Here is a 25,938-nt window from a genome sequence, read left to right on the forward strand (position 1 = left end):
GCTGAGGGTTCTTTTACTAAAACCTGAGTTTAGCATGAGCTTGTTGGTGGCACGGGCTTAGCACGTTGGTCTGACCTATACTGGGGCCTAGCTAATATTTTTGTGGTCTCATTTACGTCAAGGCGCAGTGATGAATTCAACGGCAAGTACAGGGCTAGCTCCCTCAGGACGAGCGACAACGCTCGAATCTTTTGGCCGGCTGATGCAGGCGATGGCTCCCGGTGGCCCTGCACCGGGTGAGTTGGCGGTCGAGTTGCAGGCCACCGATGTGGTTATCACCCCATTTGGAAAAAGCGGTACCACCTGGTTGCAGCAGATGGCGCATGCATTGCGGACCCGTGGTGATATGGATTTTGACGATATCAGTCGGGTTGTACCTTGGCTGGAGACGGCCGCTGGCCTGGGCCTTGATCTTAATGCTGCGCAAAAAGCCCGGCCCAGATTGTTCAAGAGTCATCTTGACGCCGACCGTATACCGGCCGGTGGTCGCTACATAAACGCCTGTCGCGATCCGCAGGATGCGCTGTACTCCATGTACAAGTTTATGGAAGGCTGGTTTATTGAACCCGGCTCGGTGTCGCTGGATGACTTCGCTCGCGGTACCTTTCTTGCGGCGGGTGGTCCGGGCAACCGCGGCGGTGACTATTGGACACATTTGCGTTCGTGGTGGATTCGGCGTGAAGACTCCGATGTGTTGTTTATGGCCTATGAGCACATGAAGGATGATCTGGAGGGTACGATCCGTAAAGTCGCTGACTTTATAGGTGTTGAACTGGATGCTGAGTTGCTCGCTATTACGATGGAGCATAGTTCGCTGCCGTTTATGCAGCGGCATAAGGATCGTTTTGATGACAAGCTGATGCGTGAACTGAGTGTAAAAGCCTCTGGTTTGCCTGCAAACAGTGATTCCTCGAAAGTGCGCAGCGGTAATGTGGGTGAGGCGCGTCAGCAGTTAAGCCCGGAGGTAGTGGCTGAGCTCGACGCTCTCTGGCAACTACATATAACCGCAGAGCTGGGTTTTGAAAATTATGCAGCGTTGATAGCGGCTCTGGACTGACAGGTTCAGAAGTCTTTGCTTGTGTTAGCAGAGTGCGACTGCACTCGCAGCCTGGAGCGCAGCAGTTCAATAAGCTGCTGGGCATCGTCTTTACTTAGAAATTCGCCGAGGCAGACTGTTTCGCCACGGTGGCTCAAGCTGATACCAGGCGCGTCCCAAGGGTGCGGTTTGGTGCTGATGATAATGCGCGTATTACGTCGCTCGAAAGACCAGCTTTGACGCGGATGGTAGTGGCCTTTCTGGATCCGAACTTCTTGTTCGTCGAAGGTGACTACGTGACGGTAGCGAAGCTTCCAGCAGACGTAGTAGAGAGCGGTGCCTAGCGCCGCCATCTCAAGGCCGGCAAACGGTAATATCGGCCAGGCGCCCACGAAAGCAAAACCAGAGGCGATAGTGCCCGACAGCATACACATGGCTACCAGTGCCCATTTGTTGGCCTGCCAGCTGGCTGACCGATTGGGCTCGGCAATTAGGACTTCATGTTCCTGGTGTTGTTGTTGGTAGACCAAGATCACTCCTGTTCGACATTTTCTGCGGGTAAGCGGCTGGCGCCTGTCCGGGGCTAAGACCGCATTGCTCAAGCACCGGCAGTAAGGATTGTACGTGGCGGCGAGGTGCTCCTGAGGCTATTTCTAAAAGCTCGTCGCGTTTCAATCTCCAGCTCTGGAACGCTTCTGGTTCGCCCAAGGCCAGCAAGGCTTCCAATTGTTGCGCAGCCTGCAGTTGAGCAATGCCTTTCTGTAATTGTACTGACCAGGGCTGTAGTTCGCCCACAAAATATTTGCGCACCACGTTGTCGATTACTGGCGCGGGTGCGCCGCCGGCGCTGAAGCATATCGGACGCTCGGCTAGCCGTACCTTAGTCGCTACATCAAGACTGCTGAGGTAGTTATGTTGCAATATCAGCGACTTCTGCAAAACGCCGGCGTTACCGAAACGCATTTTTTTCAAGTGTGTTTCTACCGCTGCCCGGTCAACCCGGTAGTCATTCTTGAGCCACGCCTGCGCCAGTATAATGAGTGCCTGAGCCGCCTGCTGAGCTGGTGCGCCCGCTGCGGCATCATAGTCGGGTACTTGCTGTGGTAGGTTCCAGTAGTCACGGTATTCCTGTCCGCCCAGCAGAGCCTGCCAGATGAAGCTGGGCAAGCGCTCGCGTTTGGCGTTGCCGACTTGTTCTAATGCGGTGGACAGCTCGTCTCTGCCACTAATCTCGAGCTGCTTCAGGCAGGCCGGTAGCAAGCGCAGGAAGTCCAGTTCGTGGAACAACTTTGTCGAACTTAGGGAAACTCGACCCAGGGAGCTGTTTTTGTTGGCAATCAATCCGTGCAGAGCGCAGTCACGTAATGACCACAACTCGATCAAGTCGATGGTCGCCGTGACCGGCTTTGCCACCAGGTCTCTTGGCCTTGGAAAGCGAGCGAGTTCTGACTCGGACTGGATTGGCAACTCCAGCTGCAAGGTTCGCGCCAATCGCGCTTGGTAGTCCTGCAACCTGCTTTCTGCCGGACCTGCTCCGCAGGCTGCTACTAGCAACGGTGCCATGAGGTAAGTCACATAGCGCAGCGCTTGTGCGATCGAATAGCGCTTCCTGCCCACCATTCTCACTAGCCGCCTCCTCCATTTGTTGGTTCGTCAGTGTAGTTACGTGCGGGCGCTGTCAGTGGGTGGCGGCAAGTAGGTAGCGTCCAGCTTTTGTCCAATTCTATAGGTGCCGGTTCTCGCCGCCAACGCGTATACCGTTCTTTATCACTTTATTGAGAAGCCGCTATGAACGCGAGTACCATCAGTCTGATTTTCTTTGCCTGCTTTGCCGTGGGTTTTCCTTCTTACATGATGCTTACCAACGAGCACGATGTTGACCGTGTGCATCGCTGTGATGGAGAGTGCTATGAAGCCTGGCAAGCTAAAACCGGTGGAGTGGTAGCTGTTGCCGCCGCCGCTCAGGCGGCGAAGGCGGCGGCCTCCCCTGCAGAGTTGGGTAAAGCTGCTTATCAGGGCTGTATTGCGTGCCATGGCGCGGGCGGTGAGGGCGGAGTGGGACCGCAACTGGCGGGGCAGTCTGCAGAGAGCATTGCGGGCATGTTGCGGCAGTACAAAAACGGCGAAACGCGCGGCGCCCAAAGTAGCCTGATGTGGGCTAACGCAGGAATGCTGAGCCAGGCCGATATCGATAATCTTGCGGCATTTGTAGAGACGCTCTAAGGACTCTCTGATGTTTCCGGGCGCAGCTTGCTGGCTGAGGTGTTCAGCGCGCTACTCGACAAGCGCCAGTCGACCACCGGGTTTCAGGGCCCGAAACATGGACTGCCCCAGCTCTCTGGGATGACAGAATTCGTGGTAGGCATCGGCCAGAAGGATGAGCGTACTCTGTCAGTGGACAGGGTGGCGCTGGGGCACTCGACCCTTAAGCTAAGGATTATCAGCAATGTCTGAAATTTATTGGTTCCAGCACGACCTGCGGCTGCAGGACAATCCCGGCCTGTTGGAGCATGCGAACGCGGATACGCTGCTTTTGGTGTATGTGTGGTCGGAGTCGCGACCCTGGTGCAACCTGACGGGAATGGGCGCGCAGCGGCGCCGCTTCTTGTTAGAAAGCCTGTCAGCCTTGCGCGATGATTTGCGTGAATTGGGCCAGGATCTGATGGTGCTGTCAGGTGTGGCGCAGGTGCACCTGCCGGCATTGGCGGATCGCATAGGGGCGACGCGCGTCGGCACCTCACTTTCCCCGGGATACTATGAGCGGCAGGCCAGGGAACAAGTGGCACGAGCACTATCAGTACCGCTAGACCTCCACCTTGGCAACACGTTGTTTAAGTCTTCTCAATTGCCGTTTGGATCACGCCAGATGCCGGCGCAATTCACACCCTTCAAGCAAGCGGTGGAGGAGATAGCGCCGCTGGAGCCGGTGGCAGCTCCGACGGTCCTGCCGCCTCCGCCTGTGGGACTGCAGTATCCTGAACTGGCCAGCGGCGACATCAAACCGCCGCTGGCGTTTCCGGTGCGCGGCGGAGCCGCCGCGGGACAACAGCGGATTCAACGTTGGATGTTTGAAGAAGAGTCCATCTTGCAATACAAGCAGACGCGCAATGGCCTCGATGGATTGGATGGCTCGAGTTCACTGTCGCCGTGGTTGGCTGTGGGCTGTCTGTCCGCGCGTGAGGTGGCGGCTGCAGTGCAGTTATTTGAGCAAGATAAAGGGAGCAACGAGTCGACCGGGTGGGTGTTGTTCGAACTGCTCTGGCGCGAGTTTTTTCACTGGCGCGCGTTGGACGATGATATCGGTTTGTTCAGGGTCGGCGGTAGCGTTGGCAAGCTGAGACGTTGCACTTTTGAGCCGAGAAACTTCGCCCGTTGGTGTCAAGGCGACACCAATTTTCCGTTGGTCAATGCCCTCATGCGTCAGCTGTTAGAAACGGGCTGGATGAGCAATCGCGGTCGGCAGATTGCTGCCAGTTGTTTGGTCAATGATCTGGGCATTGAATGGCGTTACGGCGCAGCCTTCTTTGAGAAACACCTGCTGGACTACGATGTGGCGAGCAATTATGGCAATTGGCAGTATCTGGCAGGTGTGGGCGCTGATCCGCGCGGCGGGCGCTATTTCAACCTGGAAAAACAAACCAGATTGTATGATCCCCAGCAGGAGTTTATTAGCAAGTGGGGGGGTGTAAGGCCGCCGCAGCCTGACCACGTGGTAGATGCGGCGGACTGGCCCATAGTCAGCTGAGATTTTATCCAGTGTTCCCATTTGGCAGACGTCAAGAGTTAGAGGCTGGGGCCCAAACAGTTTGGTGTGACCGATAACCAGTCCGCGTATTGTCTGTTTTATTCGATGATTGAATCAGTGAAAACCAGATTGTTCGGAGTGTCATTCTGCCTAGAATGTGCGTCGTACATTGAGCTTTCAGTCATTACCAAGCAGTCAACGAGGCAGTACCTATGAGCAGTAACCAGAACCAGCAACCCAGTGTATTCGCACAAGTAATGCCGCTGACCCCTCTGCAACGTTTTGGTCGCTTCATTCAGGACCCAATGGGTTCCGTGATTGCCGCGTCTATCGCTACTATGAGCACGCTGGGTTTTGTACTCTCAGGTATGTGGTTTATCAACTTTGCTTTGAATTGATCCAGCCCCCCCTTCCTGCTTCTGGTGTTGCCTCTGGCTGCATCAGATGCAGGGTTTCTTTGTTCTTTCTCATCGCTTTTTTTACCCCCTTCCTGTTGCACCCATTGCTCTGATTAGTCCATGGCGGTCTATCGTCGTTGATGGTTTGCGGCCAACGAGGCTGTGAGTAGGTTCACTCTGAATAGTTGAAGTGTTTTACGCTTACTGGCGCATCCAGCGCTGATTTTGCTGATTGCAGGGCGATGGCCGCAGCGTAACCACGCGATACCTCGACGTCTTGCAGGCGATAGTGTCTTTTGCCGTTAGCCGGACTGCTTAGCTTGCACACCCGCCACGTCGGTATGGGTTCACTGGGCACATCGAAGGAGTCCAGAGCAATGCCTAAACCCAGACCATTGGCCTTGATGATGGCTTCTTTCCGCGTCCATAGCCGAAAAAAGGCCTGATCTTTATCTACAGATTTTTCCGCGTACTGTGGTGCAGCCAATTGCTCCTGCTCGGACACTGAAAAGTAGCGCCTGATCATAGCTTCGCGGTCCTTAAGCTGCCGCTGCTGTTCGATATCAATCCCGACGGGGGCGGCACGGGTAACCGCAAGTAGGGCGCGGGATGCAGTGTGGCTCAGGTTGAAATGCAGTTCTGGAAAATCCAGCAGAACCGGTTTGTCTTGCTCAATGGTGCCGAAACGTAACGGCTGTGATGCGCAGTCTGTATAGCGCGCCAGCACCTGGCGCAGCGCACAGTGAAAATAGCGCCATTGCCGACCTTGCTGGGGATCGTGAAAACGCTTCGCGCGCGCCAATTCTTCGGGTGTCAGATGTAGTTCGGGTGTCAGGTGCTCGCCGACTGCATGTATATGCCAAACGTGAATGGCTGAGGTGTGAAGGGGGTTTGTCAAAGCCGTTTTGCGCCTGCGCCGCTGAGTATAGATGCGTTTGAGCAGTGTGCTCCGAGGCATTATAAAGCATTTCAGGGCTGCTCCGCTGACGCTGGAAAGGCGAACAGCTTGGGTAGGCCGCGGCGTTGTTAGTGGCCGGGATATATCAGGACGCCTTCTCCCTCGACCTACCGAGAGGTAGGTCTGGAAGGGACTCTGCCACCGAAGAGCGTGGCAGAAACGAGGCTACTGGCGTCTTAGCCGTTGGAGGCCATGAGTGTCGAAGAGCAGGCTTTGACGGCAGCATTTTCACGGTCGCTGAAGCAGTCAAGCTGTGACGCTTCCGCTACGCACCAGCGGGTGCCGCGATTCATGGCGGCAATAGCCGCAGTCGATTCATCGGAGCAGCTAACGCTATAGATACTGTAAGTTTCAGTGGCGGACAGCAGGCCAGTCTTGACCTTGTCGATGGCTACAGGCTCAGCGCTGAATGCGATCGCACTGAAGGCTAATAGGGCGGTTGTTACTGCTGTTTTTAAGACGGTCATAGCATCTCTCCTGTTTGTGTAGAGAGTGGTACGCGAGCAAAGGCGAAGTGGAGCGCACCAATGCCAAGCCCAATATGGACAAAACATGGACAGTTTTACTTTCACCAGTGCCCGGTGCCAGGATCACCTTTCATGGGCCCCACAATATTCTTGGTAACCCAGCCGCCATAGAATCCGCCGGCCTGGGCTTTGACCTGTTCACCGTCGATATAACAGGCTATACGGCCTGGGTAGAATGACATAAAGCCATCGATAGCTGCGAAGGTATGGTGCGGCGCATGGTAGCTCCAGCCCACCGCACCTGCGGCCTTGTCAGTGGCTAGCCCCCAGTAGGTCGCTTCGCCTTTCCATTCACACCAGGAATGCTGATCCAGTTTCTCAAGCAGGTTCCAGTCAACGGCGTCAGGCGGCAGATAGTAGGTTGGGGGGCTGGCGGTTTCCAGCACTCGCAGTGCTTGTGTGGTATGCGCCACGACCTGCCCGGCATCTCCAACGAGTATGTCGTTGGTGCAGGTAACCAGGGCCGGTGGTCGCGGATAGTCCCACACTGACTCCTGGCCAGGCTTGGGTTCTTCAGCGAACGCTGGACGCTCTGAGCCGGTATATTTCCACATGTGATAACTCTCCTGTGTCGGAGAGTTACGCGGTTGCGCCCGGCAATGGATCACCTGTCGCTGCAATCACCGCCTGCGCCGCTGCGATTATTTTTGCCCGGTCAGGCGGCGGCGGATAACGCTATCGAGCATATCGACCTGTTCCTTGGTCAGTTCATTCTTGATCGCTACCAAGAGTTCAAAGTGCGCTTGCTTGAAACGCGACTCCATCTCCAGAACCTTGGCAGACTGCGCCAGAGCCTCCTCGGCAGGGACCGGGTGCGAGCGCAGCAGCTGCTGCAGCTTCTGCTGCTCATTGGGCATCGACCACTGCAATTCCGTCACACCATTCTGGAACGTCTTGACCAGGGCGGCAATCGATTGCCGTTGGTTGTCGGTGATGCCAAGGCGCTGTTGCTGGCGCATAAGGATATCAGGCGGATACAAGCCCATCTTAAGTACTTCGCGCTGGTCTTTCCGGTCCACAGTAGCGTCCTGGGCGGTCACCCCCAGGCTGGCACTGCACAGAAGGGTAACGAGCAGGAGTTTGGCAAAACGCATGATAAGCGCTCCTTTATAAGTGTTAGTTGGCATAGCTGTCGAGGTCAAAATTGATGTCTATCTGGTAAAAATCCGGTTCCGGTGCCAGTGCTGGCAATAGCGCCTCAGACACATCAAGCAGGGCATCGCTGCTCCAGGACTGTTGATCAAGAATGCTAAGGTATATCGTTGCCGGGTCCTCAGCTGCGGGCTGCCACAGCAGCACCAGCACGGTTGCTGCGATCGCGGTGGCCGCCGCTGCGCGCGGCAGGCTGGGCAGGCGCCATTGCCGCACTGCTGCGGTCTCGGTTACGGCCAGGCGGCGCGTGATAGCCGGCGCGGTTAATTGCTCGGACTCGCGCAGGCGCGCGAAGTGCGCCGCCAGTACTGGATTACCAGTATCCATATCGTGTTTATCGTGCGCAGGGCTCATGGTTGTTCATCCAATAGTTGCTGTAACCGCTGCTTGCCGCGGTGATAGTGAGTGCGCGCCGATCCTACCGATATACCGGCGGCTGTGGCAGCCTCTGCCAACGACAGGTCGCTGTAAAATACCAGGTGCAAGATTTCGCGCTGGCGCGCTGGCAGTTCCATCAGCGCCTGGCGCAGTGCCTGACTGGACTGGTCCAGCTCCAGATCCGGCGCTGCTTCCACCGCGGGTTCGTTGGCGGCGCGATGCCGATAGAAAACTTGCAGCAGGCCTTGACGGGCATGCTTGCGCCTCTGCTCTGCGGCCACATGTTTGATGACGCCAAAGAACCAGGTTTTCTCACTGGACCGCCCGCCAAAGCGCGCCCGTCCATCAAGCACTCGCAGGTAAGCCTCCTGCAGTGCGTCCTCAGCGAGCGCGTGCTGCCAGTCGCAACATGCCAGTGACCAACCCCAGCTTTGCGTGTGATGGCGTTCCAGTAGCTGTATAAGAGTGGGTGCCATGACGACCCGGGTTGCCGGTGATGGTTCATTGTACGCCCACTGTTCAGCGTTGAAGTACAAAACTTGCCGCTACTGGAACAGCGGCAGGGCGCCGTCAGGAAATGCGCCCAGTCCAGGCAGCGCAGCTGCCACTTCGTCGCCATTGAGTCCGTACCAGCCGCCCAGTGCGGCAGCCAGTTGCTCAACGGCCACTGAGGGTATGAGTCTGCCATTGCCGGCATCCTGCGCGTGTCCGAGCTCGGCGACTGGAATATCGCCATAAATATCGCCGCCATTGACGGCACCGCCCACTACAAAGTGATGTCCGCCCCAGCCGTGGTCGGTGCCGTCACCGTTGGTGGTCAGAGTGCGGCCAAAGTCCGCCATGGTAAACGTGGTGACCTCTGAAGCTATGCCCATTTCCTCGGTGGTGGCATAAAAGGCGGCCATCGATTCTGAGATATCCTGTTGCAGTGCCGGCAGGGTAGATGCCTGTGCAGAATGAGTGTCAAAACCGCCTGCAGCGACAAAAAAGACCTGTCTTGAGGCGCCTAAAGTAGTGCGTACCTCGATGGTGCGCGCTACCGCAGCCAGTTGCGCACCAAGAGGGCTGGCGGGAAACTCGGTAGTGAATCCGGGGGCGGACTCCAAGGCAGCGCTCAGCAATTCATTAGCGTCAAATGAAACCTGGCTGAGATCAATGAAGTCGCGCTGCAGCAGATTGCTGCGGTTGGCTCCGGCGGAGGTAAAGTGGTCACGCAGTATATCTGCCAGCGACTGCGGAATGACGTTTTCAGGCTGCTCCAGCAGTGCGACCGAGGGTACGCCGGAGGAGTTAACCTGGTAGGGTCCCACACTATCTCCTGACAGGAACACGGTGTTCCCTGCCAGTGAGATCTGCGAGAAGATGTTGTTGAGATTGGCTCCGACGCCAGCGGCAAAATCGCCGAAGCGTCCGCCCCAGCCTAACTGTGAGCCCTCCGTGGCAAAAGACATCCAGGTCGACTGTTGATCGTTGTGTGAGAACAATCGATCGGGTAACTGCCATGGATTACTTTGGAACAGGGCCCGATCGGTAGGCTGCAGTAACGGGCCGACGTTGCCGACGATAGCCGCCTTACCCTGCTCGAACAAGCCATGCAGGGCCGACATCTCAGGTGGCAGGGCAAATTGACGCCCGCCGAATTGAGCCGCCGCCGGCTGCAGCGGCAGCAGCGTTTCCCGCCCTCGCGTCGAGCCACCGGGAAGCGCTGCATAGGACTGCAGCAGTGACGACCTGATCTGTGCGTAGCTGTTGTAGGAGGCGACATCATAAGGCAGCACCGTGTCGTGGCAGTCCATGCCGCCAAACAGGAATACGCATACCAGAGCGCGGTAGTCATCACCGCTGGCCGCCATGGTATTCATGCTGCTCAGTGCATTAAGCAGTGGCACGCCGCCGGTTAGCAGCGGGGTGGCAGCGGACAGTTTCAGGAAATCTCTTCGGGACTGCATGGGGTTTCTCCTTAGGTTCATTAACGCTGCACCAGATAGTCGGGGGCGCTCATGAGCATAACGCTGGCCAGGCGTGCTCTGGCTAACAGCCCGTCATCGTTGCTAGCCGGAATTTGCTCGAGTGCAGCGATGACACGGGCGCGGGTCTCAGGTTCCAGGCGACCCTGGGTTAGTAGAATATCCAGGTGATCCAGTAAGCCTTCCGGATCATTGGCCAGGCCTACCTCAACGCTATAGTCGGCAACAAAAGCAGGCGCAGCTCTGCGGTCAAACTTGGGTGTCACTCCCAGTGCGAACAAGGTGATCACATTGGGATAGCCCACGATGGTGGTGGCGTTGGAAATCTGTAGCTCCGGGGCATTTAAGCCGGCGGCGCCGGTCTCCGTCCCAGGAGCTATGTAACCGGGTCGGTAGAAGTTAAAAACCGAGGGTGAACCATAGGGTTGTTGGCCAAGCAGTGCGGAATCGCTGGTATTACTCAGGATGCGCTCGTTCCTGGCATTGGCGCTGTTGACCTTGAATGCGCGCGCCCAGTGTGTGAGGCGAATAACCGGTTCGCGCAGCTTACCGTGCTGTGGATCGCCAATGGACTCAGGGTTACGGGCGACCGGGTCAAACAGGACCGCCGCCAGCGTTGCGCTGAGATCTCCGCGCTCACCTGTGCCTACTGCTTCGCCAGAGGGCAGCTGGTAGCTGCCAGTGTCGAACGCCGCAGACACTCTGGCTACATACTCGACGGGTGGATGACTGGTAACAAAGCGCTGGATCAGCTGTCTGCCCAGGAACGGGCCCACGTTGGGATGATTGAAAATGGTGTCCAGCGCCATCTGCAAAGTGTTGCCACCGTCGGTACCGGCGGGAATGGTGGTGCCCAGAAACGCTTTCGGCTCGGCGGAGTGATAGCTGTCGAACATTTCCAGTCGTTGGTAGAAGGCGGGCAGCGGTATTAAGCTCGGCCGGGTTTCAAACGCAGCGCCGGCAAAACTGAGTCCGGTAAACACTTTGGCCAGACCAGTGATATCTGAATTATCGAACAGCTCCTGTGGTTCGCCCTGCGCGTCAACGGCGCTGCTGCCGTCCTGATTCAGCGCCACCAGCCCAAGGCTGAAAAGCTGCAACAGCTCGCGGGCGTAGTTTTCATCAGGAACACGTCCGGTGTCTGGGTTGGCTTTTTCGTTACGCAGGTAAGTCAGGTAGATTGCCATCGCTGGCGAGTAAGTCACCTCCTCCAGTAGATCGCGATAATTCCCGAACGCGCCCTCGGTAAGCACATCCATATATGCGGCCATGGTCTGGGGCAGTCGCCGCAAATCGCTCTGACTGGATACCACCATAATCTGTGACAATGCGAAGGCCATGCGCTGGCGCAACTGGTCCTCCCCCTCGATGGCGGTTTGCCAGAATGAATTGGAAGCGGTGAATACCAGCTCTGGCAGTGTGTTGCCCTGCTCGTCGAAGAACTTGCCATCTTCGGGAAATTGCGCAAGAACACCCTGCAGATGGAGTGAGGGTGGCAGTTCCAGCTGCGTGTTGAACCAGGATTCGAAACCAACGCTGGATACATCCTCAATCGCTGGTGTATTCGGTCCAAAAGTGGCCTGGCTCAGAAACCGTGAAGCCTCGAGAGCTGTCGGTAGTAGCTCCGGCTCCGGTTCCGGTTCCGGCTCTGGCTCTGGAGTCGGCCCGGGGGACGTGGCTACAGAGCCGTTAGAGCCGCCACCGCCGCAGGAGACCAGGGCGGTGCCAAGGATGGCCAGGAGTAACGCCTGGAGGAGAATTTTCATAAGTCATTCCGCTTGGGGTTCGTAATTGAGTGACGTCAACTGTCCGCTTGTATGACAAGGCTGCAATTTTTTTTCGACAGGGGGTAAAGGTGACAGATAGCGTGGCAGCCGGGGGCGGGGGAAGACTGGCGGTGTCCGGGTTGTTCTCAGAAGGTTTTTTCAATCTCCAACACTGCTAACGCCTGCGTAATCTCGTCCATGCGAGGCTGCATGTCCTCTAGCAGATGCGCCTGGGTGGGTATGTAAAACAGGCCATGATCGATACCTTGCAAGGCTACCTGGGCGCAGCGTTCGGCTGAGATCAGTTCAAGCTCTGCTGGCGCCAGTGCGGCATCGGGCAGTGCTTTGGCAATCAGCGGTGTATATACCGCTCCGGGTAACAGGACGTGCAGCTCCAGGGGCCCGTCTTGCTGTTCTATGCGCAGCCACTCCAGAGCCACCAGCAGGGCGTGCTTGGTGGCTGCATAAAAGGCCATTTTCCCCTTCTTGACGGCATCGGGGACGCTAAGTGAATTCTCAGAAGCGGTCACCAAGAGGCGACCGTTTGACCCGTTATGCTCCAATAGTCGTGCATAGGACTGGGCGATTTTTAACCCGGCATAAAAGTTGACTTCCCAGAGTGCCTGCAGCGAGTCACTATTGAGCATGTCTTCCTGCACCGGGCTACCCCGATGCCCAATGCCGGCATTAGAGCAAATAAGGTCCAGTCGCCCCGACGTTGCCCAACATTTTTCTATCAGGGTTGCGGCCGCTTCGGGATTTGACAGATCGCATTCTATAGCGCGGGCGGATGGGCCAATTGCGTTGGCGGTAGCTTCGGCGCCAGCCAGGTTGCGGTCGGCGCAGATGACGCTGGCACCGCGAATGGCGAGTTCTCGTGCCAGGGCTTCACCGATACCGGAGGCGGCACCGGTAACCAGCGCAGTGGTTCCTTTGTAGTCAGGCAATGCTCATGTCCCTATAGTCAGTTGGCCAGTCCGCAGTCCAGTAGACACAGACTAAGCCCTGCTATCCAAAGTCAGACCCTGCTGACAAAGTCTGACCTACTCAATCTCACCTGTCTCCAGCCGTTTCTCGTAAATCCCCTCCAGCTTGTAGAGGTCTTGCTGGAGTTCAAAAAAGCCGTGCCAGTGTGCGTAATCCGCCGCGCCCATCATGGCACCCTGGCGTGCGCGCCGACCCTCGTGGTGCCATAAATAATAATAAGTAATCTGAAACTCATCAGTCCAGGGGTTTTCCTTGAGCAAGCCTTTGGCTTTCAAATCCTTGAGCATCTCAGTCGCGGGTTCGTAATAGGCCACGTTGTAGAGCTTGACGGCTTTATCGCCTTGGGTGAAAAAGTTGTTGGTGTGACTTCCGGTATGGCAGTTGTTGCACACCATCTTCATTTTCTTACGGCCTTCTGGTCCATCGCCCAGCAGCGGGCTAAGCACGTCATCTGAGCCGCGTACCTTGGATTCCTTGGCCCACAGGTTCCAATACAGGCGTTCGGTTATATTGTGCGTTACAGACAGCTCTCCAATCCCGCTCATGTGACAAGTGGCGCAGGTGGGTCCGCGATAGTCGCCAGGTTCCCAGGCATCCGGCGCAGTGTCGAACTCCCACTCGTCACCTTCGGTGTTGTAGAGATGTCCGTGTTTGGAGTTGTTAAAAATTTCTATGTTGGGATGATCTGGTCCCAAGTGACAGGAGGCGCAGGCATGCGGGTGGCGGGCCTCACCAATATCAAATTTGTGCCGGCTGTGGCAGGCGGTGCAGCTTCCGGTAGAGCCATCGGGGTAAATATTGCCCATACCATTGTTGGGCCAGGTCTCGGGGGTGGGGCGGTTGTCTTCATCCAATAAAATTTCGGTGCCATGGCATTGCATGCAACCGGTCTCGCCGGGTGCGCCCGACAACTCGGGGTGATTGCGACCTTCATGCACAACTTGCAGAGCATGCAGGCTGTCCTTGGGGATTATCTGGCGATAGGCGCGGAAATGTCCGCTGGCATCAAACTGTTCTTTGGCCGCAACGTGGCAGCGACCACAAACTGCGGGAGAAACCAGAGGCGATACGAATACTGGCGTGTCTTCAACATTGGCATGGCGCATGGCGTGGGGGGCATCTTCCGCCACCTGGTGGCAGTCGATGCACGAAATACCTGCGTGTGCATGGCGACTGTCTTTCCAGTCGGCGACCTGGCCAGGGGTGATTTGCTGGTGGCAGGTGATACAGGCTTTGCCTTCGGTGGACAGGCCGCGGTCAATTTTTAGCGTTTTGACGTTAGCCACGCTCATTCCAGTGGACTCAGCCAGCGTTGACGGGCTGGCCAAAATCAGTAGTAGTGGCAGGATGAAAGCGAAGCCGGTGATGGTTTTCATGGTGTGTCTCCTTGCTGCGTTTGCTTCCAGCCCAGATTTTCCAGGTGGTAACCTAATCTGTTGTGACCAACGTGCTGATGGCAGCTGACGCATTGCTTTTCTGTTTCACCGGCAAAATAGCTGCGATGCGGTCGAAACGCCTTGCTATTGGCCTGGGTGGTTTCTTCCAGATACTTATGGCATCCCAGGCATCCGGAGTCGTAAACGAATCGCTCCCGATGCTCGCGCAGGGCGTGCCAATCGATTTCGTGGGGTTCTTTGATTAGCGCCATGGTCGGATCCACGATTCCGTGGCGTGCTTTGACGACAAAGTAATGTAGGGAGTTACCGTGGGGTAGATGGCAGTCGTTGCAAGCGGCCCTTACGCCTGCGGGGTTGTTGCCCCCATGCACGTCCTCGCGATAGGCTCGCGCAATCGGCTCATAGGCATGACAGCCGGTACAAAATTCGTAGTCACCGGTAACGTGAAAGGCAGTATCAAAAGCCGCCCAGCTGGCTATAGCACCTAACCCGACAATGGCGAGCAATGCCCCGATTTTAGTGACTTTGCTGCTAAGAAAGCTCACATGAACCAAACCCTTTGTAAAGATTCTTTATTATCGGGGTGGCCACTAACGTAGCAAGTGCCTTGACCCTCGTTATGAGCTCAGCATAGCAGAGCTTCAAGCAATGAGCAGAAATTTCATAAAGCTGCTTTCACGACTCAATAGCTTGGCTGTTCATGCGAGATCTTGTCTTTAGTGATGATTCTGGGGGAAGATCACAGTAGTTTGTCCAAATGTTGTCCACCTGCCCACGCCGGCTGCACTGGCTGCTGCAATCTGATGCCAATGTGAGGACGTAACTCTCCGTTTGAGGATGCCACCAATGGAATTGCTAAAGACTGACCTGATTCGAAACGCGCTGCAGCGGCCGCTGGTGGTTGGCGCTCTGCAAAAGACCGTGCCGCGTATGGATCGATTTTTGCTGAGCGTCAGTCGCGGCTGGATCAACACCGGGATGTTATCTGTGGCCCTGGTGGAAACTACGGGTGCCAAAAGCGGATTGCCAAGGGAGATCCCAACGCTGTGCATGCCAGTAGGTAACGCGATCGTGCTGGTCGGTTCTAATTGGGGTAAGGCCTCGGCGCCAGGCTGGATTCATAATCTACGTGCCAGCGGGCAGGCTCAGGTGACTTTTCGCGGTTATAAAGGCCCGATGGCGGCCAAAGAACTTAGCGGCCGCAGCCGTCAGGACATGTGGAAACGCCTGGTGGAGTATAACCCGCAGTATGGGCGTTACCAGGAGCAGGCGGGGCGGCAGTTGCCCGTGATGCTGTTAGAGAGAGTCTCTTAGTCAATGAGGTTGAGTCGCGATGCGCAAGCAAGACCTGCCCTCAAAAATTTGCCCTATTTGTGAGCGCCCCTTCACCTGGCGCGCCCGCTGGCGTAACAACTGGGAGGCGGTAGTGTATTGCTCACGACGCTGCTCCGGGCAACGCAACAGTCGGGGTCGGCAGCGATAAACCGAGCTGCTCTGGTGAAAGGTGCGAGAGGTTGTTTTCTTTCTGGCTCGACTGTCGGTATATTGATCGGCTCAGCGGAAGGGTATGTACATCCTTCTACCGACTTTAAATACTGATGGAATAATAAATGCAATTAGTGAATCAGAAAGTAGTTTTGGCACGGCGACCACAGGGCATGCCCACCGCCGAAGATTTCGAATTTGTTGAAGAACCCGTTGCGGAGCCAGAGCCCGGTCAGGTCGTCATTGAGGTGGATCATCTGGGAATAGATGCCTTTATCGCTACGACATTAGATCACGACGGCCATCACGGCCAGAACGCTCTGCAGTCGGCCATTATTGCATTGGGCACAGGACGTATTGTGGCAAGCCTTAACGACGACTTTGCTGTCGATGATTGGGTTTTTGGCGGCATGGGCGCACAGCGCTACAACGTTTGTGGCACAGAGATGCTGCGTAAGCTGGACCCAAACTTGGCGCCGCCGCGCTCGTATCTTGGGGTGCTGGGAATGACAACCGGTCTCACCGCTTATGCCGGTATGTTGCTGGTGGGTCAGGTGAAAGAGGGTGACACAGTGGCAGTTTCAGCGGCAGCAGGCGCGGTTGGTACCGTGGCCTGCCAGCTCGCTAAAGTGCGCGGCGCTAACGTTATCGGTATTGCGGGCGGCCCGCAGAAATGTGAGTTTTTGGAGTCTATTGGATGCAGCGGCACCATAGATTACAAGAATAGTGATGTGGCCAGCGAGCTCAAGCGCCTGGCACCGGACGGACTGAATGTCTTCTTTGATAATGTCGGTGGCAGTATTCTGGATGCCGCACTGGATAATTTGGCCATGGAAGCACGAGTGGTCATTTGCGGTGCAATTTCGCAGTACGCACACATGGCCGCTGTCGAAGGCCCCTCGCTCTATCTGCGACTGGCGGAGCGTAATTCCAGCATGCGCGGGTTTACTGTCGATCATTTCACTTCACAGTTTCCCAAGATGGAAGCGGACCTGGCCGGCTGGTCGGCGGAAGGTAAGGTTAACTTACCAGAGCATATAGAGCAGGGCCTGGAGCGGTTCCCGGATGCATTGGGAATGTTGTACTCAGGCGGCCATACCGGAAAGCTGCTTCTTAAGCCGTAAGCACTCGTCAACCGGACAGCTTGTCAGCCGAGTTCATGGCGGCAGGCTGACCGGGCTTTGACAACATCATTGGATTCACCGATGCTGCAGACTCTGCGCGCCGCATGAATCCGGTGCCTCAAGTACTGGAGTATTCATGCAGCAAGAATCGGGCGCGCTGAGCTTTCGGGAGAGGGCGGGCTATGGGCTTGGTGATACGGCTTCAAACTTCTTCTTCCAGACCTTCAATATTTTCCTGCTTTATTACTATACCGATGTCTTCGGTATTCCGGCCGCCGCCGTCGGCACCATGTTTTTTGTCTCCAAGCTCTGGGATGCCTTGAACGACCCCTTAATGGGCGCGTTGTCAGATCGCACCCAGACCCGGTTCGGCAAGTTCCGCCCCTATTTGCTGTGGATGGCAGTTCCTTACGGCGTCATGGGTTACCTGATGTTTGCAGGCCCTCAGTTTGATGATACGGGTCGTCTAATTTATGCGTGGGTCACCTACACACTGATGATGATGCTTTATACCGCGATTAACGTACCTTACTCCGCTTTGATGGGCGTTATGAGCCCGCTGTCATCGGAGCGCACGGTCCTCTCCAGCTTCCGTTTTGTGGGTGCCTTTGGTGGTGGTTTGCTGATCTCGATGCTGGTGCGACCCATGGTGCAATATTTTGGTGTAGAGGATGAAGCTCAAGGCTTCAGAATCACCATGGCTCTGTTTGCCGTTGTGTCTATTGCATTGTTCTGGGTCACCTTTGCCACCACCAGAGAGCGTGTTGAGTCGACCACGGAAGAGCACGATACTATTCGTCGCGATCTGAAACTGTTGCTGCGTAACAGACCTTGGTTAGTGTTGTGCGTGGCCGGAGTGTTGACCCTTTCCAGTGTCGCGCTCAAAGGTGCAGTCACTCTGTATTATTTTAAATATTATGTGTTGGACGATGGCAGCGCTTACTTCTGGATTTTTGATCGCACCACGTTTTTTCTAACCATGAATTCCTTGGCGTTGATAATCGGCGTCTGTTGTACCAAGTGGTTGAGCGACCGTTTCGAGAAGAAATTCCTGATGATTGTGCTGTCATTGGGCAGTGCCGCCTGCGCCGCCGGTCTGTTTTTTGTGCCGCCTGACCAGTATTGGTCTATGCTGCTGGTGAGTTGTGCGGGTGCCGTCCTGTCCGGACCCACCGCGCCGCTGGTCTGGGCCATGTATGGTGATGTCGCTGATTACGGCGAGTGGAAGTTTCGCCGGCGTACTACCGGATTGATTTTTTCTGCCTCAATGTTTGCCCAAAAATTTGGTCTCACTATAGGTGCCGGACTTTCGGGCTGGTTATTGGCAGCGTTCGGCTATGTCGCTAATGCGCCGCAGTCCGAGGACTCGCTGCTGGGTATTCGTCTGCTGTTTACCGTGATACCTGCCGCGATCGCGCTGCTGAATGTGCTGGTGCTGATGTTCTATTCTCTGTCCGATACTCAGGTGGCCAGCATAGAACGGGAGCTGGCGCTGAGAAACAGCGCCTGACGGGCAACTTTTGCGGGCATTATGGCGGCGGCACCCTAAAGCGTGTAAAAATGGCGCATGCGTACACCGATCAATCTTTTAAATTTAATGATGGCGAGTCTACTGTGCCTCGGCGTAGTCGCCTGTGTTGGTGAAAAGTCAGCGCCGGCCATCTCCAGTACCCCTGACCCTCAACCAATGGAAGAAAATTACTTGCAAAGTAAAACAGATTTAATGACTGGCGAAGTCATGGCCGTAGCCTATTCCGGGTTTCGTGAGGGTCAGCACCCTGACCGCGGCGACGGGGCGGTTAATCCGTCTGTGGCAGAGATCAGTGAGGATCTCGATATCCTGGTTGCTCATGGTTTCAAGCTGATTCGTTTGTACGACTCGGGGGAAAATTCGCAGACCGTACTTACACTGATTAAAGAACGCGGCCTGCCGCTTAAGGTTTTGCTGGGCATGTGGCTGGAAGCAGAATTCAGTAACCACGAGGGCTGCGCCTGGCTGCATGAACCGATACCAGAGTCCGAGCTGGCGGAAAATACCCTTGGCAATCTGGCCGAAGTTGAGCGCGGTATTGAGCTGGCTAATCGCTATCCGGAGATCATAGTGGCCATCAATGTCGGCAACGAAGCTCTGGTGGATTGGAATGATCACATGGTGACTGTCGATAGCATGGTGCGTTATTTGCGTCTGACCCGGCAGGCGGTTGAGCAGCCCGTAAGCACCGCCGACAACTATGAGTGGTGGATACGTGATGGCGCCAGCTTGATCGATGAAGTGGATTTTTTGGGGGTACATACTTACCCGGTATGGGAGGGCAGGTCGATTGATGATGGCCTGAGTTACACCATTGAGAATATTGAACGGGTGCATGCGGCGCTGCCCGATAAACCTATCGTCATTCTGGAGGCCGGCTGGGCCTCAACCGCCATAGAGTTTGGTGATCGCGCCGGTGAGGTGCAGCAGCAGCGTTACTATAAGGAGTTGGGCGACTGGGCTACAGCGACTAATACAACGGTGTTCTTTTTCGAGGCATTCGATGAGCCTTGGAAAGGCGACCCGGCGCAGGAACTTGGCGCGGAGAAACACTGGGGGCTATTTTTCGTGGACCGGACGCCTAAACAGGTTATGCAAACAGAGCAGGAGAGATAGCCTTGCAACTGAATGAAAAGCAGCTGGCAACACTAAATTCCAATTTTTTGGGTACTCTGAGCACCATCCGTCATAGCGATGGTTTAATTTCCAGTAACCCGGTTGGCTTTACCTGGAACGGAAAAGAAGTCGAGGTTTCAACAATCAAAGGTCGGATCAAATATCACAATGTGCTGGCGGATCCCCGCGCTACCTTTTGCGTTATAGACCCCGATGATCATATGACCTATGTAGAAATACGCGGCAACGTGCGGGTGGAGGATGATATTGACAAGCAGTACCTGCGCGCACAGTTTAAAAAGCATACCGGCGATGAGCTGCCCGATGATCTGGACCCGCCCGATGCCGAGCGGGTGGTGCTCTATTTAACACCGGAGCAGGTTTCCAGCCCGCAGCTATACGGTGGCCGCTTTGATAACAAGTATGACATCAAAGGGCAGGAGGATTAGCGGACGCTGCCCCCCCCCCTGTTGGCCGCGCTGTCGCACGGTTTTTGATACGACTTGGGTTAGCTTAATGAGCCAAGATCGATGACGAAACGGTACTTGACGTCATTGGCCTCGATTCTTTCCCAAGCCTCGTTCACTTTATCAATATCAACCATTTCAATATCGGCAGTGATGTTGTGGTCCGCGCAGAACTGGAGCATTTCAGCAGTTGCCGGCATACCGCCAATCAGAGAGCCCGACATGAGTTTGTCACCCATGATCAGGTTGGGTATGAAGATTGGAGCAGGTGATTGTGGGGCTCCAACAAAACACATATTCCCAGCGCGAGCCAGCAGTGGTAAAAAGCTGTTGACGTCGTGATCGCCCGAAATTGTGTTAATAATAAAATCAAAACTTCCGGCATGCGCTTCGAGTGCCTCAGGATCACGGGTTAGTACCACATCATCCGCGCCCAGTTTTTCAGCGTCGCTAACTTTGCTTGCAGAAGAAGTTAACATGACGGTGTGTGCGCCCATCGCCTTGGAAATTTTGATGGCCAGGTGGCCCAGTCCACCCAGACCCAGTACGCCGACCTTTTTGCCGGGTCCTGCGCCAAATCTTTTCAGCGGCGTGTAAACGGTGATGCCACCGCACAGCAGAGGCGCGGCAGCAGCAGGGTCCAGGCCATCGGGTATTTTTACGGCATAGCGCTGGTTGATCGTATAGTGGCTGCTGTAGCCGCCGTTGGTTTTTTCTCCCTGCTTGTCGAGAGCGTTAAAGCTCAAGGAAAAGCCCGTATCGCAATAGTGTTCGTCGCCAGTATCGCAGGGGTTGCAGCTGCGGCAGGAGTCGGCGATGCAGCCAATACCCACCAGGTCTCCGACAGCCAGTCCGCTAACGTCGGCGCCAACTTCTACAACGCTGCCGACCATCTCATGTCCGGGCACCAACGGGTACATGTCGGTGTTCGATTCGCTATTGGCAATGATTAAATCCGAGTGGCAGATGCCGCAGTATTGCAGTGCAACTAGCACATCTTCCGCGCCGGGCTCACGCCGTTGAATAGTGGTTGGCTCTAACTTCTGGCCTGGGGCCGGTATCGCGTAGGCTTTCACTTCCATTATTATTCTCCAGTAGAATGGGACGCTAGATTCTAGATCAATTTGCAGCAGAGCGCTTGTGTTAGATGGCAGCTTGGCCGTCTTCCTCTGCCGTGACGCGCGCGTGCACCAGCTTATGTTCTATACTATGGATCGAACCAAACTGACTTATTTTTACTGAGGATATTAATGTGGCAAAGATTGAACTACATCCGTTGGGCGTAATGAAAGTGCAGCTGAGTGAGCCCGTGGTAGTCGGCGGCGGTCCCAAGGGAACTCGTATGGTCATCGACGTGCCCTCTGCGGAGTTGCGCGGCGAGCGTATCAACGCCGAGCTGGCAACCGGTGATGCTGCCGACTGGGCCACCGTGAATGAGGAAATGAAGTTGGCGGCACTGGATGTGCGGCTGACGCTGAAAACCGACGATGGTGCTTTCATTTATGTCGAATACAGCGGGCGTATGGATATGGAAACCGGGCTGCTGGCTGTGGCGCCAACCTTTGAAACCGGTGCCCCCCAGTACAGCTGGCTTAATCGCGTGCAGGCAGTTGCCGCTGGTGCGATCGATCCCGAAAGCGGCATGTTGATTTATACGATCTATGAAGCGCGGCCAGTCCACGACTAGCCACCATTGCGACGGTCTGGTCCGCGGTCTGGGCTAGACCGCCCCTATGGTGCCATTTGGCTGGTGAAAGTAGCCAGGTCGAAGTAGTCGCGCCAGGCTTTGATCAGCCCATGTTCAATCTCGAAGGTTCCCATCACTGGCATGGATACGGTTTTTCCGTCTGTCAGGTAGAAGTTGTCAATGCGCTCGGTGAGTACCCTGTTGCCATTTTCGGCGATACTCAATACTTCCCAGTCCACTGATTTCAGGTCCATGCCGGTAGTAATAAAATGGGCCACGTCAGTCTTGCCCTCCAGTACTTCCATGGGAATGTTGTGGTAAACCACATCCTCACTGAAGGCAGCAACGACCGCATCCCAATCCATCTTGTTCCAGGCTTCAATAAAGTCCATCACGATTTTTGTATTGCTCACGGTGTCTCCTGCCATACCAATTAGTCCAACGCGCAAGTCACTACCCGGCTTTAACCAATAGCTTGCCAATGTTGCCGCCGTTAAACATAAACTGCAGCGCTTCGGGGTAGCGCTCGATGCCATCGAGTATGGATTCTGGCAATACTACACTGCCATCCGCCAGCCATTGCGCAAGCTCTGCCTCAGCCTGCGCGAAACTCTCTGGGAAATGAAAGTAGGCAAAACCTTCCATAGTCGATTGCCGCTCAGCCAGGCGCAGATACATGGAGGGGCCGGTGATGTTGTCCATGTCGTCGTACTGGGAAACCGCGCCACAAATTACGACCCGGGCGCGCAGAGCCAGGTTGTCCAGTACCGCATCCAGAATCGGACCGCCTACATTATCGAAAAATACGTTAATGCCATCGGGCGCAAGCTCGCGCAGGCGCGCACTTACATCTTCGTTTTTGTAGTCAATAGCGGCCTCAAAGCCCAAATCATTGAGCAGGTAATCGGTCTTGGCTTTGCCACCGGCGATACCGATAACCCGGGCACCGGCCAGTTTGGCAATCTGTCCAACAATAGAACCCACCGCCCCGGCTGCGGCAGAAACTACGAATATCTCTCCGGCCTGCGGCTTCGCAATATGGTGCATTCCGATCCAGGCGGTAATACCTGTAGAGCCATTGAGTATTCCCATATAGGCGCTCAAGGGTGCGGTAGAGTCATCAATAGGTTCGAGCATATTGGCGGGAACCGTGGCGATCGTTTGTGCGCAGAGTCCTCCGCGAACGGCCTGGCCTGGCTTGAAATCAGCTACCGTTGATTCGATAACGCGACCAACCCCGCTAGCGAGAATTGTATCCCCCAGGCCCACCTGATTATGAAAGCCCTCGCCCTTGAGCATGGTGCGGGTGCCAGCATCGACCGAAATATATTCGACGGCAACTCGGACCATTCCCTCGGTTAAGGGCTGCAGCTCCTCGGTCTCTATTGAGAAACAGTCAGGCGTGGCCTCGCCAACGGGGCGTCTGCCGAGGACTACACGGGTATTTTGATTATTCATTCTTTAGGCCTTCTGGTCAGGATTCACGCTGTTCGCGAAACTCGTAGGTAAAATCGTATTTACTCACCGGTAGTTCGCGGATTCGATTACCGCTGGCAGCAAAAATAGCATTGGTCAGTGCTGGTGCAATTCCGGGAGTGCCGGGTTCCCCGGCGCCGCCCCAGGTTTCATGGCTGTTAATAATATGGGTTTCAATGACCGGTGATTCGCTCATGCGCAGCATAGGGTAATCATTGAAGTTCGTTTGCTTAACACGACCCTCATCAATAGAAACCTCACCGTAGAGTGCGGCTGTGAGGCCGTAAACAACGCCTGATTCCATCTGCGCGGTGAGCCCATCGGGTGACACGGCGAAGCCAGCGTCTACCGCAACCACAACGCGATCGACACTGACGTTACCATCGATAACAGTGACCTCTACCACCTCAGCCACAAGCGAGCCGAAAGATTCCTGCAGTGAGATACCGCGGCCGCGGTTTTCGCCCAGTGGTGTATCCCAATTGGCTTTTTCTGCCGCCATATCAAGTACCTTGCGGTGACGCGGGTGGTCAGCCAGTAAGTTGCGGCGGTATTGGTAAGGGTCCTGTCGTGCTTCGTGTGCCAGCTCGTCTATGAAGGATTCGACAAAAAAGCCGTGCTGCGAGTGGTCAACGCTACGCCAGGCCCCAAACGGGACGTGGGTAGGGCTGTCGACATAATGAATCTTCTGGTGAGGAATCGCGTAGGGTATGTGCGGCGCTTCCGCGGGCTCATGCTTATCTACGTAGAGGTTTTCCCAGGCCTGCGGTTGCCCCGCTGAATTCAGCGTCGCGCGGAAGTTTGAGGCCACTGCCGGTCGATAGTGATCATGCTGCACATCTTCTTCGCGCGACCAGATCAACTTTACGGGCAGCCCCACTGCGCGCGCTATGCGCGCTGCCTGAATCGCTGCGTCAGACTTGGAGCGCCGGCCAAAGCCGCCACCCATAGTGTGTTGCACAATACTGACATTCTCGACATCAAGCTCCAGTGCCTGCGCAACGTCATAGCGGCAGCCCAGAGGGTTTTGCGTGCCGGTCCAAATCTCGCATTGGCCGTTTTCAAAGCGGGCCAGCGCATTCATGGGTTCCATGCAGGTGTGAGCCAGATAAGGTACTTTGTACTGTCGGCTGATGATGCTGTCAGCACCGTCGAACTCGCTGGCGGTATCACCCACCTGCATATCAGAATTAGTTTCTCCAGCTGCGTCTGCGGTCTCCATGTCAGCCTGAAAGGCTTTAAACACATTTTCACTGTCTACATCTTCATTGCCGGTAGCGGTCCACTCGATTTGCACTGCCGCCAGCGCCTGTTTGGCCTGCCAGTAACCTGTCGCCACGACTGCTATGGCATCGTCCAGATTAACCACATCTACAAAGCCGGGCATTGATCGTGCTGCTGTAGCGTCTACAGACGCCACCTGCGCCCCAAATACCGGTGCCGCCTTGACGCTGGCGTAATGCATGCCATCCACGCTGGCATCGATGCCAAACATCGCAGAGCCGTCTACCTTGGAGGGTATATCGTGACGCGGCTTATTCTTGCCCATGATCTTGAATTGATCCGGGGTTTTCAACTGTGGTGAGAGCGGTGGTTTCTCTTTGCCGGCTGCGGCTGCGAAGGTTGCATAGGGCTCACGCTTGCCGCTGGCTTCGTGTATCAGCATGCCATCGATCGTAGTGATATCCGCGATGTCCACAGCCCAATCAGCCGCCGCCGCTTCCATTAGCATTTGGCGCGCCGCTGCCCCGGCAACGCGCATGCCATAAACACCTGTGGTGCGTATGCTGGCGCTGCCGCCGGTAATTTGCAGATGCATGGCCTTGCTGGCCTGCATAAAGAGACCGTCTACGGTGCCCACTAGTAGTTTGGGAACCGCCGTATCGCCGAGTATGAAACCTTTGGCCGCGGCCCAGTTGGCATAAACATCTTCTGCCGGCGCCTCTACAAAGGACACCTGCTCCCAGCTGGCATCCATTTCATCGGCCAACATCTGCGCTAGTGCTGTTTGTGCACCCTGGCCCATCTCCGAGTGCGGGATCACTGCCGTAATGTGATTGTCTGAATCAATTTTTACCCAGGTGCTGATCATTGCTTCGGTGTCACCTGCCATCAGCTTCGCGGCTTCTGGCGTAGTGTGTCCGGGTCGCAGTGCCACCCCAATGACCATGGCGCCGCTGCCGACAACACCGGCTGTTATAAATCCTCTTCGCGTCCACTTACCCATTTTGCATCTCCTGCGGGTCGAACTGTTGCACCCCGGTGCTGGCCACTCGTTGGATACCGCGCTTGATGCGGTCATACATGCCGCAGCGACAGATATTACCCGACATAGCCGCGTCGATAGTGGCCTCATCCGGGTTGGGGTTGTCACGCAGCAGCGCCACCGCCGACATGATTTGGCCTGACTGGCAGTAGCCGCACTGTGGCACCTGGTCATCGATCCAGGCTTGCTGGACCGGGTGTAAAGAACCGGCTTCAGCAATCCCTTCGATGGTGGTGATATTGGCATTGCCTACGGCGGCAACCGGGGTTACGCAGGAGCGTATTGGCACTCCGTCCAAATGCACGGTGCAGGCGCCGCACAAGGCGATACCGCAACCGAACTTTGTGCCTGTGAGGGCGAGATTCTCTCTAATTACCCATAACAGTGGCGTGTCTGGAGCAACATCTACGTTGCGTTCCTGACCATTGATATTAATGGTGATATTCGACATTGGAAGCACGTCCTCTTCAACTGT

Annotated in this window: 29 protein-coding genes; 11 read left to right on the forward strand and 18 right to left on the reverse strand. The window is 55.7% G+C overall.

Features of this window, described 5'->3' with window-relative positions:
- Positions 1–130: 130 nt before the first annotated feature.
- Positions 131–1,057, forward strand: coding sequence for a sulfotransferase domain-containing protein (locus EYC98_RS06320; RefSeq protein WP_279244470.1), 927 nt, complete (start codon positions 131–133; stop codon positions 1,055–1,057).
- A gap of 5 nt (positions 1,058–1,062) precedes the next feature.
- Here EYC98_RS06320 and EYC98_RS06325 read toward each other — a convergent pair whose 3' ends face one another.
- Together EYC98_RS06325 and EYC98_RS06330 are read right to left on the reverse strand one after the other, a co-directional pair.
- Positions 1,063–1,566 carry a DUF2244 domain-containing protein gene (locus tag EYC98_RS06325; RefSeq protein WP_279244471.1) on the reverse strand — a complete coding sequence of 168 codons (504 nt, stop codon included), beginning with the start codon at positions 1,564–1,566 and terminating at the stop codon, positions 1,063–1,065.
- Positions 1,535–2,656 (reverse strand): DUF3080 family protein, encoded by a 1,122-nt coding sequence (locus EYC98_RS06330; RefSeq protein WP_279244890.1) that lies wholly within the window; start codon positions 2,654–2,656, stop codon positions 1,535–1,537. Before EYC98_RS06330 ends, EYC98_RS06325 begins: the two co-directional genes overlap by 32 nt.
- 168 nt (positions 2,657–2,824) lie before the next feature.
- Between EYC98_RS06330 and EYC98_RS06335 the strand changes: the two genes are divergently transcribed.
- From EYC98_RS06335 to EYC98_RS06345, 3 genes are all read left to right on the forward strand, one after another.
- Complete coding sequence (locus EYC98_RS06335) at positions 2,825–3,259, forward strand: c-type cytochrome (protein WP_279244472.1); 435 nt, start codon at positions 2,825–2,827, stop codon at positions 3,257–3,259.
- A 223-nt stretch (positions 3,260–3,482) separates the two neighbouring features.
- Positions 3,483–4,781: a DASH family cryptochrome gene (locus EYC98_RS06340; protein WP_279244473.1), complete on the forward strand. Its 1,299-nt coding sequence runs from the start codon at positions 3,483–3,485 to the stop codon at positions 4,779–4,781.
- A gap of 212 nt (positions 4,782–4,993) precedes the next feature.
- On the forward strand, positions 4,994–5,179 hold the full coding sequence (locus EYC98_RS06345; protein WP_279244474.1) for a hypothetical protein: 186 nt from the start codon (positions 4,994–4,996) through the stop codon (positions 5,177–5,179).
- Between the two features lie 172 nt (positions 5,180–5,351).
- Here the strand turns inward: EYC98_RS06345 and EYC98_RS06350 are convergent, their stop codons facing one another.
- The 11 genes from EYC98_RS06350 to EYC98_RS06400 all read right to left on the reverse strand — a co-directional run bounded on the left by EYC98_RS06350 (position 5,352) and on the right by EYC98_RS06400 (position 14,856).
- The gene (locus EYC98_RS06350; RefSeq protein ID WP_279244475.1) at positions 5,352–6,077 is read right to left on the reverse strand and encodes a 4'-phosphopantetheinyl transferase family protein; all 726 of its coding nucleotides are present in this window, start codon (positions 6,075–6,077) and stop codon (positions 5,352–5,354) included.
- Between the two features lie 236 nt (positions 6,078–6,313).
- The gene (locus EYC98_RS06355) at positions 6,314–6,604 is read right to left on the reverse strand and encodes a hypothetical protein (protein WP_279244476.1); all 291 of its coding nucleotides are present in this window, start codon (positions 6,602–6,604) and stop codon (positions 6,314–6,316) included.
- A gap of 101 nt (positions 6,605–6,705) precedes the next feature.
- A complete protein-coding gene (locus tag EYC98_RS06360) occupies positions 6,706–7,218 on the reverse strand; it encodes a DUF427 domain-containing protein (protein ID WP_279244477.1) in 513 nt (170 codons plus the stop codon).
- 87 nt (positions 7,219–7,305) lie between these two features.
- The gene (locus EYC98_RS06365) at positions 7,306–7,758 is read right to left on the reverse strand and encodes a hypothetical protein (RefSeq protein WP_279244478.1); all 453 of its coding nucleotides are present in this window, start codon (positions 7,756–7,758) and stop codon (positions 7,306–7,308) included.
- A 22-nt stretch (positions 7,759–7,780) separates the two neighbouring features.
- Complete coding sequence (locus tag EYC98_RS06370; RefSeq protein ID WP_279244479.1) at positions 7,781–8,170, reverse strand: hypothetical protein; 390 nt, start codon at positions 8,168–8,170, stop codon at positions 7,781–7,783.
- Complete coding sequence (locus tag EYC98_RS06375) at positions 8,167–8,670, reverse strand: RNA polymerase sigma factor (RefSeq protein ID WP_279244480.1); 504 nt, start codon at positions 8,668–8,670, stop codon at positions 8,167–8,169. Before EYC98_RS06375 ends, EYC98_RS06370 begins: the two co-directional genes overlap by 4 nt.
- A 69-nt stretch (positions 8,671–8,739) precedes the next feature.
- A complete protein-coding gene (locus EYC98_RS06380) occupies positions 8,740–10,143 on the reverse strand; it encodes a DUF1501 domain-containing protein (protein WP_279244481.1) in 1,404 nt (467 codons plus the stop codon).
- Between the two features lie 20 nt (positions 10,144–10,163).
- A complete protein-coding gene (locus tag EYC98_RS06385; RefSeq protein WP_279244482.1) occupies positions 10,164–11,927 on the reverse strand; it encodes a DUF1800 domain-containing protein in 1,764 nt (587 codons plus the stop codon).
- 146 nt (positions 11,928–12,073) lie between these two features.
- A complete protein-coding gene (locus EYC98_RS06390) occupies positions 12,074–12,874 on the reverse strand; it encodes an SDR family NAD(P)-dependent oxidoreductase (RefSeq protein WP_279244483.1) in 801 nt (266 codons plus the stop codon).
- Between the two features lie 96 nt (positions 12,875–12,970).
- Positions 12,971–14,290 carry a multiheme c-type cytochrome gene (locus tag EYC98_RS06395; RefSeq protein WP_279244484.1) on the reverse strand — a complete coding sequence of 440 codons (1,320 nt, stop codon included), beginning with the start codon at positions 14,288–14,290 and terminating at the stop codon, positions 12,971–12,973.
- A complete protein-coding gene (locus EYC98_RS06400) occupies positions 14,287–14,856 on the reverse strand; it encodes a cytochrome c3 family protein (protein ID WP_279244485.1) in 570 nt (189 codons plus the stop codon). The genes EYC98_RS06395 and EYC98_RS06400 overlap by 4 nt, the downstream gene beginning before the upstream one ends.
- Before the next feature lie 301 nt (positions 14,857–15,157).
- Between EYC98_RS06400 and EYC98_RS06405 the strand changes: the two genes are divergently transcribed.
- From EYC98_RS06405 to EYC98_RS06430, 6 genes are all read left to right on the forward strand, one after another.
- Positions 15,158–15,625, forward strand: a complete 468-nt coding sequence (locus tag EYC98_RS06405; protein WP_279244486.1) for a nitroreductase family deazaflavin-dependent oxidoreductase — start codon at positions 15,158–15,160, stop codon at positions 15,623–15,625.
- Between the two features lie 19 nt (positions 15,626–15,644).
- Positions 15,645–15,794 carry a DUF2256 domain-containing protein gene (locus EYC98_RS06410; RefSeq protein ID WP_279244487.1) on the forward strand — a complete coding sequence of 50 codons (150 nt, stop codon included), beginning with the start codon at positions 15,645–15,647 and terminating at the stop codon, positions 15,792–15,794.
- A 127-nt stretch (positions 15,795–15,921) separates the two neighbouring features.
- Positions 15,922–16,920, forward strand: a complete 999-nt coding sequence (locus tag EYC98_RS06415) for a zinc-binding dehydrogenase (protein WP_279244488.1) — start codon at positions 15,922–15,924, stop codon at positions 16,918–16,920.
- Between the two features lie 136 nt (positions 16,921–17,056).
- Positions 17,057–18,430: an MFS transporter gene (locus EYC98_RS06420; protein ID WP_279244489.1), complete on the forward strand. Its 1,374-nt coding sequence runs from the start codon at positions 17,057–17,059 to the stop codon at positions 18,428–18,430.
- A 192-nt stretch (positions 18,431–18,622) separates the two neighbouring features.
- Complete coding sequence (locus EYC98_RS06425; protein ID WP_279244490.1) at positions 18,623–19,567, forward strand: glycoside hydrolase family 17 protein; 945 nt, start codon at positions 18,623–18,625, stop codon at positions 19,565–19,567.
- Between the two features lie 2 nt (positions 19,568–19,569).
- Positions 19,570–20,016 carry a PPOX class F420-dependent oxidoreductase gene (locus EYC98_RS06430; protein ID WP_279244491.1) on the forward strand — a complete coding sequence of 149 codons (447 nt, stop codon included), beginning with the start codon at positions 19,570–19,572 and terminating at the stop codon, positions 20,014–20,016.
- 59 nt (positions 20,017–20,075) lie between these two features.
- Here the strand turns inward: EYC98_RS06430 and EYC98_RS06435 are convergent, their stop codons facing one another.
- A complete protein-coding gene (locus tag EYC98_RS06435; RefSeq protein WP_279244492.1) occupies positions 20,076–21,116 on the reverse strand; it encodes an NAD(P)-dependent alcohol dehydrogenase in 1,041 nt (346 codons plus the stop codon).
- Between the two features lie 170 nt (positions 21,117–21,286).
- Here EYC98_RS06435 and EYC98_RS06440 point away from each other — a divergent pair, with 170 nt between their 5' ends.
- Complete coding sequence (locus EYC98_RS06440) at positions 21,287–21,721, forward strand: DUF3237 domain-containing protein (protein ID WP_279244493.1); 435 nt, start codon at positions 21,287–21,289, stop codon at positions 21,719–21,721.
- A gap of 44 nt (positions 21,722–21,765) precedes the next feature.
- Here EYC98_RS06440 and EYC98_RS06445 read toward each other — a convergent pair whose 3' ends face one another.
- Genes EYC98_RS06445 through EYC98_RS06460 form a run of 4 tightly spaced genes read right to left on the reverse strand, consistent with a single transcriptional unit; the run spans position 21,766 to position 25,914 of the window.
- Positions 21,766–22,134 (reverse strand): limonene-1,2-epoxide hydrolase family protein, encoded by a 369-nt coding sequence (locus tag EYC98_RS06445; protein ID WP_279244494.1) that lies wholly within the window; start codon positions 22,132–22,134, stop codon positions 21,766–21,768.
- 40 nt (positions 22,135–22,174) lie between these two features.
- Positions 22,175–23,179: an NADP-dependent oxidoreductase gene (locus EYC98_RS06450; protein WP_279244495.1), complete on the reverse strand. Its 1,005-nt coding sequence runs from the start codon at positions 23,177–23,179 to the stop codon at positions 22,175–22,177.
- A 16-nt stretch (positions 23,180–23,195) separates the two neighbouring features.
- Positions 23,196–25,424, reverse strand: a complete 2,229-nt coding sequence (locus EYC98_RS06455) for a xanthine dehydrogenase family protein molybdopterin-binding subunit (protein WP_279244496.1) — start codon at positions 25,422–25,424, stop codon at positions 23,196–23,198.
- A complete protein-coding gene (locus EYC98_RS06460; protein WP_279244497.1) occupies positions 25,417–25,914 on the reverse strand; it encodes a (2Fe-2S)-binding protein in 498 nt (165 codons plus the stop codon). Before EYC98_RS06460 ends, EYC98_RS06455 begins: the two co-directional genes overlap by 8 nt.
- Positions 25,915–25,938: the final 24 nt, after the last annotated feature.

The sequence above is a fragment of the Candidatus Litorirhabdus singularis genome (assembly GCF_026262625.1).
Taxonomy (GTDB): Bacteria; Pseudomonadota; Gammaproteobacteria; order Pseudomonadales; family Halieaceae; genus Litorirhabdus; species Litorirhabdus singularis.

Coding starts and splice junctions, on each gene's coding strand:
- EYC98_RS06370 (WP_279244479.1), bottom strand. CDS start 8,170: ATGAGCCCTGCGCACGATAAACACGATATGGATACTGGTAATCCAGTA.
- EYC98_RS06335 (WP_279244472.1), top strand. CDS start 2,825: ATGAACGCGAGTACCATCAGTCTGATTTTCTTTGCCTGCTTTGCCGTG.
- EYC98_RS06415 (WP_279244488.1), top strand. CDS start 15,922: ATGCAATTAGTGAATCAGAAAGTAGTTTTGGCACGGCGACCACAGGGC.
- EYC98_RS06330 (WP_279244890.1), bottom strand. CDS start 2,656: ATGGTGGGCAGGAAGCGCTATTCGATCGCACAAGCGCTGCGCTATGTG.
- EYC98_RS06435 (WP_279244492.1), bottom strand. CDS start 21,116: ATGGAAGTGAAAGCCTACGCGATACCGGCCCCAGGCCAGAAGTTAGAG.
- EYC98_RS06405 (WP_279244486.1), top strand. CDS start 15,158: ATGGAATTGCTAAAGACTGACCTGATTCGAAACGCGCTGCAGCGGCCG.
- EYC98_RS06385 (WP_279244482.1), bottom strand. CDS start 11,927: ATGAAAATTCTCCTCCAGGCGTTACTCCTGGCCATCCTTGGCACCGCC.
- EYC98_RS06365 (WP_279244478.1), bottom strand. CDS start 7,758: ATGCGTTTTGCCAAACTCCTGCTCGTTACCCTTCTGTGCAGTGCCAGC.
- EYC98_RS06455 (WP_279244496.1), bottom strand. CDS start 25,424: ATGGGTAAGTGGACGCGAAGAGGATTTATAACAGCCGGTGTTGTCGGC.
- EYC98_RS06340 (WP_279244473.1), top strand. CDS start 3,483: ATGTCTGAAATTTATTGGTTCCAGCACGACCTGCGGCTGCAGGACAAT.
- EYC98_RS06420 (WP_279244489.1), top strand. CDS start 17,057: ATGCAGCAAGAATCGGGCGCGCTGAGCTTTCGGGAGAGGGCGGGCTAT.
- EYC98_RS06355 (WP_279244476.1), bottom strand. CDS start 6,604: ATGACCGTCTTAAAAACAGCAGTAACAACCGCCCTATTAGCCTTCAGT.
- EYC98_RS06345 (WP_279244474.1), top strand. CDS start 4,994: ATGAGCAGTAACCAGAACCAGCAACCCAGTGTATTCGCACAAGTAATG.
- EYC98_RS06360 (WP_279244477.1), bottom strand. CDS start 7,218: ATGTGGAAATATACCGGCTCAGAGCGTCCAGCGTTCGCTGAAGAACCC.
- EYC98_RS06450 (WP_279244495.1), bottom strand. CDS start 23,179: ATGAATAATCAAAATACCCGTGTAGTCCTCGGCAGACGCCCCGTTGGC.
- EYC98_RS06380 (WP_279244481.1), bottom strand. CDS start 10,143: ATGCAGTCCCGAAGAGATTTCCTGAAACTGTCCGCTGCCACCCCGCTG.
- EYC98_RS06320 (WP_279244470.1), top strand. CDS start 131: ATGAATTCAACGGCAAGTACAGGGCTAGCTCCCTCAGGACGAGCGACA.
- EYC98_RS06375 (WP_279244480.1), bottom strand. CDS start 8,670: ATGGCACCCACTCTTATACAGCTACTGGAACGCCATCACACGCAAAGC.
- EYC98_RS06395 (WP_279244484.1), bottom strand. CDS start 14,290: ATGAAAACCATCACCGGCTTCGCTTTCATCCTGCCACTACTACTGATT.
- EYC98_RS06460 (WP_279244497.1), bottom strand. CDS start 25,914: ATGTCGAATATCACCATTAATATCAATGGTCAGGAACGCAACGTAGAT.
- EYC98_RS06410 (WP_279244487.1), top strand. CDS start 15,645: ATGCGCAAGCAAGACCTGCCCTCAAAAATTTGCCCTATTTGTGAGCGC.